The sequence below is a fragment of the Acinetobacter sp. Swhac1 genome (genome assembly GCF_013390985.1).
Classification (GTDB): Bacteria; Pseudomonadota; Gammaproteobacteria; order Pseudomonadales; family Moraxellaceae; genus Acinetobacter; species Acinetobacter towneri.
In genome coordinates, this window is sequence record NZ_JACASN010000008.1 from 26,474 (window position 1) to 41,336 (window position 14,863).

13 protein-coding genes are annotated in these 14,863 nt (G+C 39.4%); 5 read left to right on the plus strand and 8 right to left on the minus strand.

Features of this window, described 5'->3' with window-relative positions; genetic code table 11:
- Nucleotides 1–18: 18 nt before the first annotated feature.
- Nucleotides 19–840, minus strand: a complete 822-nt coding sequence (locus tag HX743_RS05660; protein ID WP_178318722.1) for a glycosyltransferase family 25 protein — start codon at nt 838–840, stop codon at nt 19–21.
- A 190-nt stretch (nt 841–1,030) separates the two neighbouring features.
- On the opposite strand from HX743_RS05660, the gene HX743_RS05665 reads away from it, so the two are divergent.
- Together HX743_RS05665 and HX743_RS05670 are read left to right on the plus strand one after the other, a co-directional pair.
- A complete protein-coding gene (locus HX743_RS05665; protein WP_178318723.1) occupies nt 1,031–1,816 on the plus strand; it encodes a glycosyltransferase in 786 nt (261 codons plus the stop codon).
- Nucleotides 1,817–1,830: 14 nt separating this feature from the next.
- Complete coding sequence (locus tag HX743_RS05670) at nt 1,831–2,961, plus strand: glycosyltransferase family 4 protein (RefSeq protein WP_178318724.1); 1,131 nt, start codon at nt 1,831–1,833, stop codon at nt 2,959–2,961.
- 67 nt (nt 2,962–3,028) lie between these two features.
- Here HX743_RS05670 and HX743_RS05675 read toward each other — a convergent pair whose 3' ends face one another.
- The 4 genes from HX743_RS05675 to HX743_RS05690 form a co-directional block, all read right to left on the minus strand.
- Entirely contained in the window at nt 3,029–3,250 is a 222-nt protein-coding gene (locus tag HX743_RS05675; protein ID WP_178318725.1) for a hypothetical protein, read from the minus strand.
- A gap of 132 nt (nt 3,251–3,382) precedes the next feature.
- On the minus strand, nt 3,383–4,249 hold the full coding sequence (locus HX743_RS05680; RefSeq protein WP_178318726.1) for a lysophospholipid acyltransferase family protein: 867 nt from the start codon (nt 4,247–4,249) through the stop codon (nt 3,383–3,385).
- 311 nt (nt 4,250–4,560) lie between these two features.
- Nucleotides 4,561–6,345, minus strand: a complete 1,785-nt coding sequence (aspS, locus tag HX743_RS05685; protein ID WP_178318727.1) for an aspartate--tRNA ligase — start codon at nt 6,343–6,345, stop codon at nt 4,561–4,563.
- Nucleotides 6,346–6,540: 195 nt separating this feature from the next.
- Entirely contained in the window at nt 6,541–7,305 is a 765-nt protein-coding gene (locus tag HX743_RS05690; RefSeq protein WP_178318728.1) for a DUF4184 family protein, read from the minus strand.
- 148 nt (nt 7,306–7,453) lie between these two features.
- On the opposite strand from HX743_RS05690, the gene znuD reads away from it, so the two are divergent.
- Together znuD and HX743_RS05700 are read left to right on the plus strand one after the other, a co-directional pair.
- Complete coding sequence (gene znuD / locus HX743_RS05695; protein ID WP_178318729.1) at nt 7,454–9,580, plus strand: zinc piracy TonB-dependent receptor ZnuD; 2,127 nt, start codon at nt 7,454–7,456, stop codon at nt 9,578–9,580.
- Nucleotides 9,581–9,685: 105 nt separating this feature from the next.
- Nucleotides 9,686–11,149, plus strand: coding sequence for a phospholipase D family protein (locus tag HX743_RS05700; RefSeq protein WP_178318730.1), 1,464 nt, complete (start codon nt 9,686–9,688; stop codon nt 11,147–11,149).
- A 68-nt stretch (nt 11,150–11,217) separates the two neighbouring features.
- Here the strand turns inward: HX743_RS05700 and HX743_RS05705 are convergent, their stop codons facing one another.
- Nucleotides 11,218–11,670 (minus strand): hypothetical protein, encoded by a 453-nt coding sequence (locus tag HX743_RS05705; protein ID WP_004975032.1) that lies wholly within the window; start codon nt 11,668–11,670, stop codon nt 11,218–11,220.
- Between the two features lie 179 nt (nt 11,671–11,849).
- Here HX743_RS05705 and HX743_RS05710 point away from each other — a divergent pair, with 179 nt between their 5' ends.
- Nucleotides 11,850–12,320 carry an RcnB family protein gene (locus tag HX743_RS05710; RefSeq protein ID WP_004975035.1) on the plus strand — a complete coding sequence of 157 codons (471 nt, stop codon included), beginning with the start codon at nt 11,850–11,852 and terminating at the stop codon, nt 12,318–12,320.
- Between the two features lie 78 nt (nt 12,321–12,398).
- On the opposite strand, the gene HX743_RS05715 is transcribed toward HX743_RS05710, so the two are convergent.
- Together HX743_RS05715 and HX743_RS05720 are read right to left on the minus strand one after the other, a co-directional pair.
- Complete coding sequence (locus HX743_RS05715) at nt 12,399–12,908, minus strand: phosphate-starvation-inducible protein PsiE (RefSeq protein ID WP_019836466.1); 510 nt, start codon at nt 12,906–12,908, stop codon at nt 12,399–12,401.
- Between the two features lie 139 nt (nt 12,909–13,047).
- Nucleotides 13,048–14,829, minus strand: a complete 1,782-nt coding sequence (locus HX743_RS05720) for an acyl-CoA dehydrogenase C-terminal domain-containing protein (protein ID WP_178318731.1) — start codon at nt 14,827–14,829, stop codon at nt 13,048–13,050.
- Between the last annotated feature and the right edge of the window lie 34 nt (nt 14,830–14,863).

Consider the following 14,863-nt stretch of genomic DNA (forward strand, 5'->3'; position numbering starts at 1 on the left):
ATCCTGAATTAATAATGATCATATTTCATTTGAAGATTTATGCATTTTTATAAACGTGGACAAGCGAATAATTCTTTTAAAAACAAAGATTGAAATGATTCTAGATATAATATCATTTTTAATTTTATTAAAATTCTTTTTGAGGCGATTAGGTTTTTTCATGAAGCTTTTTCTATCATTTGCGATATGACTTATTTGGGCATCATCATGCTCGAAACAATAGAAAAAAGGAGTTGAAACAGTATCCGCCAATAAGTATTTCCAGTCATCAATATAGGTAAGTTTTTTTATTTGTTTATAAATAAAATTGTGCGCAGTCTTAGGTGTTAATGAGTAAGCATATGTAGCTGTGTAAAGATCTTTAGGGCCAGTCATATGAAATGAACATTGATCGGGGCTAACATAGCCTCTAATTCTTCGGCGAGATGGTTCAGAGTGGCCACCTAGAAATGCGAAATCATGATTTGTATTTAATAAGGAATGGAGCTTTTGGCTAATGTTATTAAAGTTAAGAATCACATCATCTTCGATGATAATAACGCGATCAAAACTATTGTAGTCTCCCTGAGCAAGTCGTTGCCATAGAATCATATGGCTGAGAAAACATCCAAGTTCACTAGGCCCTAATTCATGTTCACATTGATTCGCAATTTCACGGCTAATATTTAAAAACGTTAAATATTCGGGCTGTAGTTTCTTTCCATAGATAGCATCAAAAAAAGAAAATTCGATTTGAATATCTTGAACATGTTCTTTTAGCGATAGAAGTTGGTCTTTCATTTTTTCTTGTCGATCTAAACTATCTTTTAAAGATACACATAAGATAAGAATTTTTTTCATGTTGCTTTAACTTGAAATGTTATAGTTAAGGTATTCTATACTGCACTACGCTTGGTTGATAGTCTTAGACTGTTTTGTGATGGGTTAAGGCGAAATGCTCGTTCTTAATCAGTGATCATTTTATAGCAGCTACGCTTCTTGTGAACATATATTTCAGTTTAAAAGTTAAAAGAAAATAGGATTGTAAGCAATGTCAATTAACTTACCCATAATTCATGCATTATGGATCGGAAATAAATTGGGGCCAATTTCTAGAAGTTGTCTTCAATCCTTTGTGATGAGGGGACATGAAGTTCACTTGCATACATATGGTGATATTGATGACTTGCCTGATGGTGTGAATCAAGTTGATGCTAATTTAATTATTTCTGCCGAAAAAATTATAAAGCATAATGAAACAGGGAGTTATGCCTTATTTTCTGATATTTTTCGTTATGAACTAATGCGTAAAGTAGATGGTATTTATGTTGATTGCGATGTTTATTGCTTAAAACCATTATCTATCCCAGAACATGGGTATGTTTTAGGTTTTGAAGATGATAACTGGATTAATGGTGCAGTATTAAGAATACCAAAAAATAGCCCATTGTTAGAAAGTTTATTGAATGCAGCATATGACCCGCAATTTGTACCGCCATGGTATTCAAAAAGTCGTCAATTTAGATTAAGAATGAAGAAGGCTTTTGGTATAGGTACAAGTTTAGCTGATATGCCTTGGGGGGTGATCGGTCCCAAAGCGATTACATACTATGTACGGTCATATCAGCAAGAAAACAATGTCCAGCCTATAGACATTTTTTACCCAGTTCATTATCAATGCATTAGTCAATTGTGTGATCCAAATTTAACTATTCAAGAGCTTACAACGTCACGTACTTTGGCTATTCATTTATATAATGAAATGTTACGAGGTATAGATTTAGAAAGTATTGATTCGAAGTCTACTTTAGCTTTATTGCTAAATAATAAAATATAGGGATTGATGTTAGTATGCTTAAAGTTGGATTAATCATTGACGAATTCTTTGGTGGAGCTGGAACTGCTTTTGGTGGCTATGGTTTTTTAGCGCGAGAATACATCTCTAAGTACATTCCGAATAAGGATATACAAATTGATGTTTTGCTAGGGAAGGGTTCGAAGAAACTCTGTGTTGAAGAATATAATATTGACAATATTCGCGCTTTTCGTTTGCCTCGAAGAAAATGGTTTGCAAGAAGGTGGCTTAAAAAGCAAAATTATGATGTTTATTTGAGCATTGAGTTGACAGATAATTACATTCTGTTAAATGAACCAAATAAAAATAAGAAATTAATCTTATGGATACAAGATCCTAGACCTAAATACGAATGGGATGAAATAGAAACTGTAAAATTATTTCCTGAATATAATTATTATAATCAGGAAATTTATGATTTAGTCCATGACTGGTATAAGAATGGGCGTGTAAAGTTTATTTCACAAGGGTATTTCTTAAATCAGAAGGCTATTGATTTATATAATTTAGAGCAAAATGTAAGCATACAATATTTGCCAAACCCAATTAATGTAGATGAAAGTTTTGATGTAAAAAAATTTCCAAAGAAAAATATGATTATTTTCTTGGGGCGAATAGAGTCTGTAAAGCGTGGTTGGCTTTTCTGTGAAATTGCAAAGAAGATGCCTAATTATGAGTTTTATATATTGGGTAAGACTCATCGAGAAGAGGGTAGGAACTCTCAGATTATGTCCGATTATAATGCTATTCCAAATTTACATTTTGCGGGTCACGTAGAAGGTGAAGAAAAGGAAAAATATTTAAAAGAGGCAAAAATTTTAGTTAATACCTCAATTCATGAGGCTTTGCCAATTTCATTTTTAGAGGCATTATCTTATGGAACATTATTGGTTAGTAATAGAAATCCAGAAGATCTAACTTCTAAATTTGGGGTTCACGTAGGGGACGTTTTAGGTGATGGTTTTGATAAGGTTGATTTGTATGTAAATGCAATTAACTATTTATTAATGGATAATGGTAAAAGAGAGAAAATTTCATTAGAAGCAATTGAATACATTAAAAATATCCATAATGTACCGAAATTTATCAATGATCTCAGAAATGTTATTGCTGAAGAGTCTAGATAATTAGATGATGTAAAAACAGGAAGATTACATATTCCTGTTTTTACATCATTCTATAGTATTTGAAGGTTTAATTTTCCTTATCCGCATTACCTTTCAACACCATATAAATCAAACCGACGAAAATTAATAATGCGCCTGCAAGACTACTCACGCAGAACAAAACAATACGATTATAGGTGGTTAAGTTAAACAACTCGTTGGCCAAAATGTAGCGCATGAATAGCCATTGTACGATTGAAAAAATAATCAGAACGATTGCACGACGACGAACTTCAGGACGCATAGCCATAGGAGATTCACTTAAAAGTGGAAATTGGGGTCATTATGCCACTATCGATAATTGATCTCAATTGAATAAGGTGAATCTATGCAATCTTGCTCAACAATGAGATGTAAGGTTTTGACGGTAGTACCAATAATTTTATTGACGATAGACGTTGATGTTCCCTAAACAATGTCTAAAGCGCTTATAAGACCAGATATATTGTTCAGGTGCTTGATTGATTATATCTTGCATCGCAATATTGAGAGTATCTACAGAGAGCTGTAAATCTCTAGACAAAATGTCATCTGAGAGATTTGTGCAATGTAAATCAAAACTAGATAGATCGTCGTTGCGGATACAGCTCAAACCAATCACATTACATTGTGTTTTTGCAGCGAGTTTCGACACCAAAGTCACAGTTAGGGTATTTTGCCCAAAAAAATGGGAATAAATGCCACCAGAAGGCTTAGGTAAATGGTCTGGTAAAATGACAGTTAAGCCACCTTGTTTCAAATGTTTAAAAATGGCACGAATCCCTGTTTCATCTGTCGGGACTAAGGTTGCATTAAACTTTTGACGTGCTTCTAGTATATAACGGTTGATGCTCTTATTTTTGTTGGGCTTGTACATAATCATTGGTGCGGTATAGACATTTAGCCAAGCATTGAGCAACTCCCAACAGCCAAAATGCGGTATTACAACGATGATACCTTTTTGATTGGCTAAAGCTTCAGTTAGCACCGATTCACCATGAATATGCTTTAATAAATTTAAGCTATAACTGGGTGGCATCCCCCAGCATTTAATAAACTCCATATAGGTGAGGCATTGGCTTTGCATACTTTTTTTAACCAGTTGCTGCTGTGCATGTTCAGTTAATTCTGGATAGGCCAACTGAATGTTGATTGTGGTGATGCGTTTAATAGATGAATTGAAAGCATAAAGCACAAATGCTGCGAACAAAGCCAGAGCTTGCAAAATTCTTAAGGGTAATAGCGACAGTGTCTTGAAGATGAAATACATTGCAGTGTGCGAATCTCGGTTATTTTAACAGATGACTTGTTTAAAAAATTGTCAAGAGACTATGCACTTTCAGAAAATAGTACAAAAAGAATGAGAATCTACAGAACAAAAAATTAGAATAAATCAATAAATACAGTAATATCGTTTTAGCTATGATCACATAACTGTTATGTGCTACATCATAGCGCAGTTTATATCTTATGGATGAACTAAATTGATCTAAGTATTGGTTCCATTTTAGTGATTAAATTTTTAAGTAATAATCCAATAAAACCCTGCAATTGCAGGGTTTTTACATCAGGAGCTAAAAATTATTTAGCTTCTTCAGCTTTTGGTTTTTCACGTAAGCGAATACCCAAATCACGCAATTGATTTGCTTCGACTGGCGCAGGTGCTTGTGTCAATGGACATTCAGCAGTTTTGGTTTTCGGGAATGCAATCACGTCACGGATAGAAGATGCACCTGTCATCAACATCACTAAACGGTCAAGACCGAATGCCAAACCACCGTGAGGAGGCGCACCGAATTTTAACGCATTCAATAAGAAGCTGAATTTTTCTTCTGCTTCTTCTTCAGAAATACCAAGCGCTTCAAAAATCGCTTTTTGCATTTCTAAAGTATAAATACGCAGTGAACCACCACCAATTTCAGTACCGTTCAATACCATGTCATACGCGACAGATAAAGCTTCACCAGGGTTGCTTTTCACATCTTCAACGCTTGATTTTGGTAAAGTGAATGGGTGATGCACAGAGGTCCATTTACCATCATCAGTTTCTTCAAACATTGGGAAATCAACCACCCAAAGCGGTGCCCATTCACAAGTTGCAAGGTTCAAATCGTGACCGATTTTGACACGAAGTGCGCCCATTGCATCGTTTACAATTTTAGCTTTATCTGCACCAAAGAATACGATGTCGCCATTTTCAGCGCCTACACGTTTTAATAAATCAAGCACGATTGGCTCAATAAATTTCACAATTGGAGATTGTAAGCCTTCGATGCCTTTTTCAAGCTCATTGACTTTAATATACGCCAAACCTTTCGCACCATAGATGCCTACAAATTTAGTGTATTCATCAATCGCACTACGTGGCAATGAACCCGCGCCAGGAACGCGAAGGGCAACAATACGACCTTTCGGATCTTTCGCTGGGCCAGCAAATACTTTGAACTCAACGTCTTGCATCAAGTCAGCAACGTCTACCAATTTCAGTGGGATACGCAAGTCTGGCTTATCAGACGCATAATCACGCATCGCTTCTGAATACGGCATATGTTGGAATTTGTCGAATTTCACGCCTAGAAGTTCATCGAACATCTTCACGGTCATGCCTTCCATCAAATCCATAATATCATCGTCACTCATGAACGATGTTTCAATGTCGATTTGAGTAAATTCTGGCTGACGGTCTGCACGTAAATCTTCGTCACGGAAACATTTAGCGATTTGGTAATAACGGTCAATACCACCAACCATCAACAATTGTTTAAATAATTGTGGAGATTGTGGCAGAGCATAGAAGCTACCGTTAGATACACGGCTTGGTACTAAATAGTCACGCGCACCTTCAGGCGTTGCACGTGTTAAAATTGGTGTTTCAACATCCAAGAAACCATGATCGTCTAAATAGTTACGAATTAGGTTGGTGACTTTAGAACGGAAACGTAAGCGATCTAACATTTCTGGACGACGGATGTCCAAGAAACGGTATTTCAAACGAATTTCTTCTGAAATGTTGGTATTTTCATCGTTCAATGGGAACGGAGGCGTTTCAGATGCTGCAAGAACTTCAATTTCCTTGCCTAAAACTTCAATTTGTCCACTGACCATATTGGCATTTTCTGTGCCTGCATAGCGACGACGTACACGACCTGTGATTTTTAATACAAATTCTGAACGTGCTTTATCTGCAGTTGCAAATGCTTCTGGAGTATCTGGGTCAATCACGACTTGCACAAGACCATCACGGTCACGCATGTCTAGGAAAATTACACCACCGTGGTCACGACGACGGTGTACCCAACCACACAGGGTCACGGTTTGATCAATTTGAGCTTCGGTTAAAGAACCGCAATAATGAGTTCGCATCATAGCGTTAAAAATCCAACTATATGGGTTAAGGAAGCGAATACGTAAACAGCGCACCGCCTTTAGCAAAGGTAGGATTATGCCTCTTTGGGCATGTGGCGACAAGAACCTGCTGCAAAAACAGTGGGTTTTTAGCGGGAATCTGCTTGAAACTGAAGAATGTAGGCAGATGAAAGAGAAAGTAGAGCGATAGAGCGTTTATTCCATTCGCCCTTGAGAATCTAAAATCAGAAATAGCAGACAGCCCAAACTCAACATGAGTAAGGCACCTTGGCTAAACTCATTGATGGCACGTCCTGTAAAATAATATAGTTCGGCTTGCCAAGTCGCATCGGGGATATAGCGCGCATAATCCCAAAGTGAAAAACCACCACATACAATCGACAAGAGAATGAGAGCGATGGCATAAACGCGAATTTTTTTGCTTACAGAATTGACCTGCCGATGCTTGCGATAATAATGCAGGCTCATCCATAATAAAAAAGGCAGCGCCAAAATAGAGCTGCCAATTTGCAGTACGCGATGCATTGGATAAATACCTGTTCCTAATTGTACCGATTGCGCTAAAAAATCCTGAAAGGCAAAACTACGAAAGTCGTGATGGGTTAAACCATCCCAAATTAAATGGGTGGCATTGCCAATCAGTAAGGCCAGAATCAAGCCACATACAAACCCAAGTACAGATTTTATCGTGTTTAGATTTAACGGGTGATGGATTCCCACAAAGCGATACAATGCAGGGCGATAGAGCAAATACCACAGCGCACAAAACACAAGACCCAATAATAAATTCGGATACAGCAATGCTGACCATAAATGAGGAGTGGGATCATGACGCAAAGTAAACAGACGGTGTAAATCTGGCAACATCGTGCCTATAGCGAGTGCAGCGATAGGCAGACGTTGTCCTGAAAGCTTGGCGAGTGGTGGGGCAAGTACCGCATGTGAGAGCGTAAAGGGCATACCAATTCAAAGTAAATAATATAAAAAATCAGAATAAATTGTGATGAATAGCTTAATTGAGAATACAGAGGAACAATGTTTTTTATTGCAATGTTAATGAAACGTTATATTATAACATCAATTATTTTTACTAATTTGAGCATGGGTCATGTCGTTCCATAAAAATTTAATAACACTTTCCATTTTTTCAGTGCTGACACCTGCAGCATTTGCCAATACTGAAAGCAGTAGTACACAACTGGAAACCATTCAGTTACAAGCACATCCTTTGGTGCAAACTGCGGCAGATTTTGCAGTGGCCGATCATGTGATTGATCAAAAAACGTTGGCACAGCGCAGTACCACCATTGGTGATGCAATGTCAGATGAGCTAGGTGTATATTCCAATCAATATGGCTCAGGTTCTAGCCGCCCTGTGATTCGTGGACAAGATGGCCCTCGGGTTAAAGTGCTGCAACATGCTTCAGAAACTGCCGATGTGTCTATGCTTTCACCAGACCATGCTATCACTGTAGATCCGATTTTAGCCAAACAAGTTGAAATTATTCGTGGCCCATCAACATTACTTTATGGTGCAGGAACGGTTGGTGGCTTAGTTAATGTGACCGATCAAAAAATTCCAACTCAAATGCCAAATAATGGTTTAGAAGGACAGGTAGGTTTACGTTACAACACAGGTAGCGATGAAAAGCTAGTGAGTGCGGGGGTAACTGCAGCACTCAGTGATCAATTTGCGCTGCGTATTGAAGGTTCAAAACGTAAAGCCAATGATTACATTACCCCAAACTATTGGGTAGAGCATCATCATACAGAAGTACATGTTGAACCAGATGGCTCAACCCATACACATGAACATGAAGAGTTGGTAAAAGAACGCCGTGTAGACAATACCTTTGCCGAAGGCCAAACGGTGAATATTGGTGGATCATGGATTCATGATCGTGGTTTTGTGGGCGTGTCATATAGTAATCGTCAGGATAAATATGGGTTGCCAGGGCATAGCCATGAATATCATGGTTGTGTATTGCACGATGATCACTTTCATGGTTGCCCGACACCTAATTCAAATACTGTTGAAGAACATGCACATGGTGGCCCATGGGTGGACTTAGAATCACACCGTTATGATTTGCGTACCGAACTTGATCAGCCCTTTGCAGGCTTTGATAAACTTCGTGCGCATGCCAGTTTTACAGATTATGAGCATGATGAATTAGAAGAAAATAAAGTCATCAGTAACTTTAAAAGCAAAGGATATGATGCACGTTTAGAATTGGTGCACAAACCCCTTGCAGGTTGGGAAGGTGTGTTTGGTACACAGTTTAGCCAGCATGAAATTGATTTGACTGGTCAGAAGGAAAAACATGGTGATCATTATCATGAAGCAGTACCTATGCCAGATACGAAAACACAAAAATACAGCTTATTTGGTTTAGAGCATAAACAATTTGGTGATGTACATGTGGAACTTGGTGCGCGTGTCGATCATCAAAAAGTTCAAGCAGATTCGGACAAAAAAGATTATTCAGGTACTGGTGTATCTGCTTCTGCTGCAGCCAATTGGCAGTTTGCACCCAACTATAAATTGTCACTCACAGGCTCACATCAGCAACGTTTACCTGTAGCGCAAGAGCTCTATGCTGATGGCTTACATTTCGCAACCAATACTTACGAGGTGGGGAATCCTGATCTAGATAAAGAGACATCTAATAATTTAGAGTTAGGTTTGCACTATGAAGCCGACAAACTCGATTATTCGCTGCATGTTTACCATAATTGGTTCGATGATTATATTTATGGCGCAACAGTAGCGCAGAAAGGTAATTTGCGTGGTGTGGAATATACTCAAGACAAAGCCAAATTCTACGGTACAGAAGCCAAGTTAGGCTATCAGCTGAGTCCAGATTATAAACTCAGTGTGTTTGGTGATTATGTTCGTGGCGAAATAGATAACCAAAATGCACCACGTGTACCTGCAGGCCGTTTGGGAACTAAAGTAGATGCTAACTTTGCCGATGGTTGGTCGGGTATGGCGGAATACTATCGTGTATTTAAGCAAGACAAAATTGCAGCGTATGAACAAGAAACAGAAGGCTATAACATGGTCAATGTTGGCGTAGCTTATGCAGGAAACTATGCCAATAAACAAGATTACCGTGTGTATTTTAAAGCCAATAACTTGTTAGATGATGAAGTCTATTCACACGCATCTTTCTTGTCGCATATTCCACAAGTGGGACGCAACTTTACTGTGGGCGTTGAATTTGGTTTCTAAAATTCAATTTAAGCTTTATAGGATGTCTGTGTGAAAACACAGAAATCCTCTTGAAAATCCAAACAATAAAACCTAGTCTGAGCGCATCGGACTAGGTTTTTTGTTATGCGTATCTTTCAGCGAATTCATCAAAAATTGAATTGGTCGCCTCGGGCTTATTTGGGACTGGTTTTAGGTTTACTGGCTTTGGGTTATTTGTCCTCGGCTATTTACCACAGTCTTAAACCGTTACCAGATGGTCTGAATTACACCGGAAAATTACGCCATGCACCTGTCAAATTTATTGCCGATCAGACCTATATTGATGCGCAAGGTGTTCAGCAGCAACAGCACCAAATTTTTAAGGAGATTTTAGGTTTAATTGATGCTGCGCAAACCACCATTGTGGTGGATATGTTTTTGTTTAATGCAGAGGTGGGGACGTCTAAGCAACAGCATCAACCACTGACACAGCAATTGACCGAAGCTTTAATTCATAAACGTCAGATGCAGCCAAATATTGAAATCAAAGTCATTACTGATCCCATTAATTCGGTATATGGTGGCATTGCACCTGAACATTATCGTCAATTGCGTCAGGCAGGTATTGATGTGATTGAAACAGATTTAACCCCGCTGCGCGCATCGAATCCGCTGTGGTCGGGGTTTTGGTATCTCTGCTGTCAGGGCATTCCAAATAATGCTGAAAAGGGTTGGCTACCCAGTCCTTTCGGCAAAGATAAAATTACCTTACGTAGTTATTTCAGCTTGCTTAATTTTAAAGCCAACCATCGTAAAACCATGGTGGTCGATACCGCCGAAGGCTGGAAAGCATTGGTCACGTCGTTTAATCCACATGATGGCAGTTCACGTCATTCTAACAGCGCTTTATTGGTGACGGGCAATACCGCAGTAGATGTGTTGCAAACAGAACAAGCCGTCGCGCGTATGTCGCAGGGCAATCTGTCTGGGGTGATTGTGGGGGAGTTTGAGGCAGATCATTCTTACCCTCAAGTGCAGGTTTTAACGGAACAGGCCATTTGGGATGCAAGTTTATCAATGATTGAAAATGCTAAGGCGCAAGAGCATCTTGATTTGGCGATGTTCTATTTATCGGAGCGACAAATCATCAAGGCACTGATTGCTGCACAGCAACGTGGCGTACAGGTGCGGGTATTACTCGACCCGAATAAAGATGCTTTTGGACGTGAAAAAAATGGCATTCCAAACCGACAGGTGGCGGCAGAATTACATGCTGCAGGGGTGAAGGTACGTTGGTGTAATACCCAAGGTGAGCAATGCCACAATAAAATGCTGATGAAATCGAATGCCACACAGGCTGAGTTGATTTTAGGTTCTGCTAATTTCACCGCACGTAATTTAAAAAACTATAATTTAGAAAGCAACTTGCGTGTGGTCGGACAGGTGCAAGACCCTGTATTTCAGGATGCTCAACACTATTTTAATACCGCATGGTCAAACCTTGAGGGTAAAAATATGAGTGTGGATTATGCGGTTTATGCCGATGAGTCGAAGTGGAAATATGCGCTGTATCGCTTTATGGAATGGAGTGGTTTATCGACCTTTTGATTTTTTAATTGTATGCCTTGAACTCAAAAATCCCTCTTATTGAAAGAGGGATTTTTTTGAGCCGAATATTACTTTACAGGATTTGGCGGCACCATTTCATCCAAATCTTTATCACTCATTTGATCTAACTCGGCAATATCGGTTTTGATTTTCCATTGTGCTTCATCATCCACAGGATTCGGTAAACGCGCTTCTAACCAATCACAAACCACATCTGGGCTAAATTCTGGATGGTTGCATTGAATTACCCACGATAAAAAATCTTTGGCTTCACCATTCATATACGGTGGCGGTGAAACAGGTAAGAATTGAGTCGGTAAGCGTTCATCTCTGGAAATATAATTCAGCACATGTCCCAATTCCTGCACAGTTTGCCATGCCAACGGGTGTTCTACATCAATTTGAAATTTGAACCACCATGCATGCTGACCGTCTGAACCATAAGCGTCTACACGGGCTTGCTGTACACTTGGAACTTTGCAGAAAAACTGATGAAGGCGGTCAAAATTTAATTCAGGCACGAGGTTTCATCCAATTTCAAAAAAAATGTATCTTAGCATAGGGGTTGGAGATATTTCATAAATGGCGAGCCGTGTCGGTGAAATCTGCGGAGATGAAAGTTTAAAATTGCTGATTTTTTATTCATTGTTTATCCTTAATTTGAGCTTAGAATAAAAATATGAAAATAGGAGTGCTAGATATGAAAGTGGCGATTTTAACTGCATTGAGTGGCATGCTATTTTTAGGTGTGTCGATGCAGAGCTTGGCCGAAACCAATCGTTGGGCAGGATATACAGGCGTCAATACACAGCGTGATCAGCATCGTCCTTATTCGCCACAACATCGTCCTGCTTATCCGCAGCATCGACCTTATCATTCACAGCAACCCTATTCCTATCCACCACATTATCCATACCATCAACGACCTGTGCCGCAGTGGGGGCAGCCCACGATTCGTAGTGGCATCAATATTCAATACAATGCGCCAAGTACTGTGCAATATAACCACCAAAGTTACAGTTGGGTAAATGGTGAGCCAAGTAGCGCACATATTGAAAGTTCGACCTATCGTGTGGTGACCGACTGGCAGCACTTGGGTTTACCCGCTCCGCCACGAGGTATGTACTGGATTTTTGAACATGGGCGTTATGTGTTGGTGGCAAATCGTTGAGAAAAAAGTGAAATCATAGACATCAATGCTTCTAGATATTGAGTATCTAGGAGCATTTTTTTGACCTATTTTAGATTTTTACGCCAATTCATCATCTTCTGGGCGAGGGGTTTTGCCTTGTGCTAAAGGCTTTTCACTGTGCTTGTCTCGAATAACGGAAGGGTAATGCCAAGATGCAAAACGCACCACTAAAATTGCAGCGGCTAAAATTAAAATTGAACCAGTAATAATCACTAAATCGAGATCAGCTTTATGGTCGTGTTGAATATCTGAAATTAGCAAACGGGTTAGTGCGGTAATGGCAATATAAATTAAAAAACGTACAGGCATGTGATTGGTTTTAAAATAAATACCAACCATTGCTCCTAGTTCTAAATAGATAAAAAGCAATAAGATGTCATCAATAGTGGCATATTGTTTGATGGTGAAAATATCAATTACCGTATGTCCAGCAGACCAAATGACCATACAGCCAATGATAAAGAGCGCAAGATAATGAAAACTTTCTACTGCCCAATTGCCATATTTGTCTAATAGGCTTTCAACTGCTTGAATATTTCTATCTATTTTTGAACGACGTACTGCCATTTTCACCTCCTGTTTGAGTATGGATATTCAGACTTCAACAAAGGTAATGCAAATTTCATGCACAATTTAGAATACGGATATAAAATTTAGTATAAAAAAACGCCTGATGATTCAGGCGTTTTTGCAGATACTGTATGAATTAAGACTGGTTGGTGAAGTAATCTTCACTGAAGTTCATTACCACTTCTGCACCCGCTTTCACTTTGGTAATGCGTAAAGCTAGTTCTGGCAAAATACGTTGTACAAAGTACAGTGCCAATGACAATTTGTTTTGATAGAACTCACCCTCTTTTTGTTTGGCTGCATTGGCAATGCGCGCAAACATATATGAGAAGCTGAGCAAACCTACCGCATGTAAATAATCAACCGCTGCTGCGTTCGGGAAATCTACATTTTCTTTGGCTGCATTTAAAACGTATTGAGTCACGGATTCAACTTCAGTCGCTGCATCTAAAGTTGCATCTTTAATGAAGTTGAGGTCTGCATCTAAACCATTGGTGAAATCACGGATTTCTGCAATGTATTCTGCAATAAATTCGCCATTACATTTAATGGTTTTACGACCAATCAAGTCTTGCGATTGTACGCCGTTGGTGCCTTCATAAATTTGGGCGATACGTAAATCACGAACACATTGCTCCATACCCCATTCACGGATATAACCATGACCACCGAAGCACATTTGCGCATCAAGTGTCGCATTGAAAGCAGTATCGGTTAAGTAGGCTTTGGCAATTGGGGTTAACAGTGCAACACGGTCATTGGCTTTTTTCACAGCTTCTGCATCGGTAGAGAATTTAGTGATATCCAATTGTTGACCCACATATACCGCAAATGCACGTGAAGCTTCGTTATTGGCACGTGCATTGAGCAGCATACGACGCACATCGCCATGCACCAAAATGCTATCCGCTGCTTTGTTTGGTGATTTTACGCCCGATGCACTACGGCCTTGAATACGGTCAGTCGCATATTGCGCAGCATTTTGATAGGCAAATTCAGATGCACCTAAACCTTGAATTCCCATAGACAGACGTTCGTAGTTCATCATGATGAACATGGCAGCCAAGCCTTCGTTTTCTTTGCCGACCAAGTAACCTTTGGCACCATCAAAGTTCATCACACATGTTGCAGAGGCTTTAATGCCCATTTTGTGTTCGATTGAGCCTGGACCTACTGGGTTGCGCTCACCCAACGAACCATCTTCATTCACCAAGAATTTTGGCACGATGAATAAAGAAATACCGCGTGAACCTGCAGGAGCGTCTGGTGTTTTCGCTAAAACTAAGTGAATGATGTTTTCTGCGAGGTCGTGATCACCACCTGTAATAAAGATTTTAGTCCCTGTGATGTTGTACGTACCGTCTGCATTTGGTTCTGCTTTGGTTTTAATAATCCCGAGGTCTGTTCCTGCATGTGGTTCAGTCAAACACATGGTACCTGACCACTCACCTGAGTAAATTTTAGGTAAATAGGTTTCTTTCTGTTCTTGTGATGCATAACTGCTTAATGCCATGCCTGCACCGACAGATAGCAGTGGATACAACATGAAGGATGGATTGGTGGCAAACAGCATTTCATCTGACAATACTGTCAGCATTTTTGGCATGCCTTGACCACCCCATTCTTCATCTGCGCCTAAACCAATCCAGCCGCCTTCGGCATATTGTTTAAATGCTTCTTTAAATCCAGCAGGTGTGGTGACTTCGCCATTGTTATAGGTCGCGCCTTCTTCATCACCGCTACGGTTAATAGGCAACGTCACATTTTGGGCAAATTTTGCCATTTCTTCCAAAATTGCTTCAGCCGTTGCAGCATCAAGGTGAGCGAGGTTTTCATTGTTTTGCCAGAATTGTTCTGCATTGAATACATCATTTAAGATGAATTTCATATCGGCAAGTGGGGCATTATAAATTGGCATGTGAGTTCACCTGTTTATTGTTTGAATCTTGATT

Excerpts from the sequence above, each read along its gene's own strand:
- HX743_RS05680 (WP_178318726.1), bottom strand. The coding sequence starts at position 4,249 with ATGTATTTCATCTTCAAGACACTGTCGCTATTACCCTTAAGAATTTTG.
- HX743_RS05710 (WP_004975035.1), top strand. The coding sequence starts at position 11,850 with ATGAAAGTGGCGATTTTAACTGCATTGAGTGGCATGCTATTTTTAGGT.
- znuD (WP_178318729.1), top strand. The coding sequence starts at position 7,454 with ATGTCGTTCCATAAAAATTTAATAACACTTTCCATTTTTTCAGTGCTG.
- HX743_RS05675 (WP_178318725.1), bottom strand. The coding sequence starts at position 3,250 with ATGGCTATGCGTCCTGAAGTTCGTCGTCGTGCAATCGTTCTGATTATT.
- HX743_RS05690 (WP_178318728.1), bottom strand. The coding sequence starts at position 7,305 with ATGCCCTTTACGCTCTCACATGCGGTACTTGCCCCACCACTCGCCAAG.
- aspS (WP_178318727.1), bottom strand. The coding sequence starts at position 6,345 with ATGATGCGAACTCATTATTGCGGTTCTTTAACCGAAGCTCAAATTGAT.
- HX743_RS05720 (WP_178318731.1), bottom strand. The coding sequence starts at position 14,829 with ATGCCAATTTATAATGCCCCACTTGCCGATATGAAATTCATCTTAAAT.
- HX743_RS05660 (WP_178318722.1), bottom strand. The coding sequence starts at position 840 with ATGAAAAAAATTCTTATCTTATGTGTATCTTTAAAAGATAGTTTAGAT.
- HX743_RS05665 (WP_178318723.1), top strand. The coding sequence starts at position 1,031 with ATGTCAATTAACTTACCCATAATTCATGCATTATGGATCGGAAATAAA.
- HX743_RS05670 (WP_178318724.1), top strand. The coding sequence starts at position 1,831 with ATGCTTAAAGTTGGATTAATCATTGACGAATTCTTTGGTGGAGCTGGA.
- HX743_RS05700 (WP_178318730.1), top strand. The coding sequence starts at position 9,686 with ATGCGTATCTTTCAGCGAATTCATCAAAAATTGAATTGGTCGCCTCGG.
- HX743_RS05715 (WP_019836466.1), bottom strand. The coding sequence starts at position 12,908 with ATGGCAGTACGTCGTTCAAAAATAGATAGAAATATTCAAGCAGTTGAA.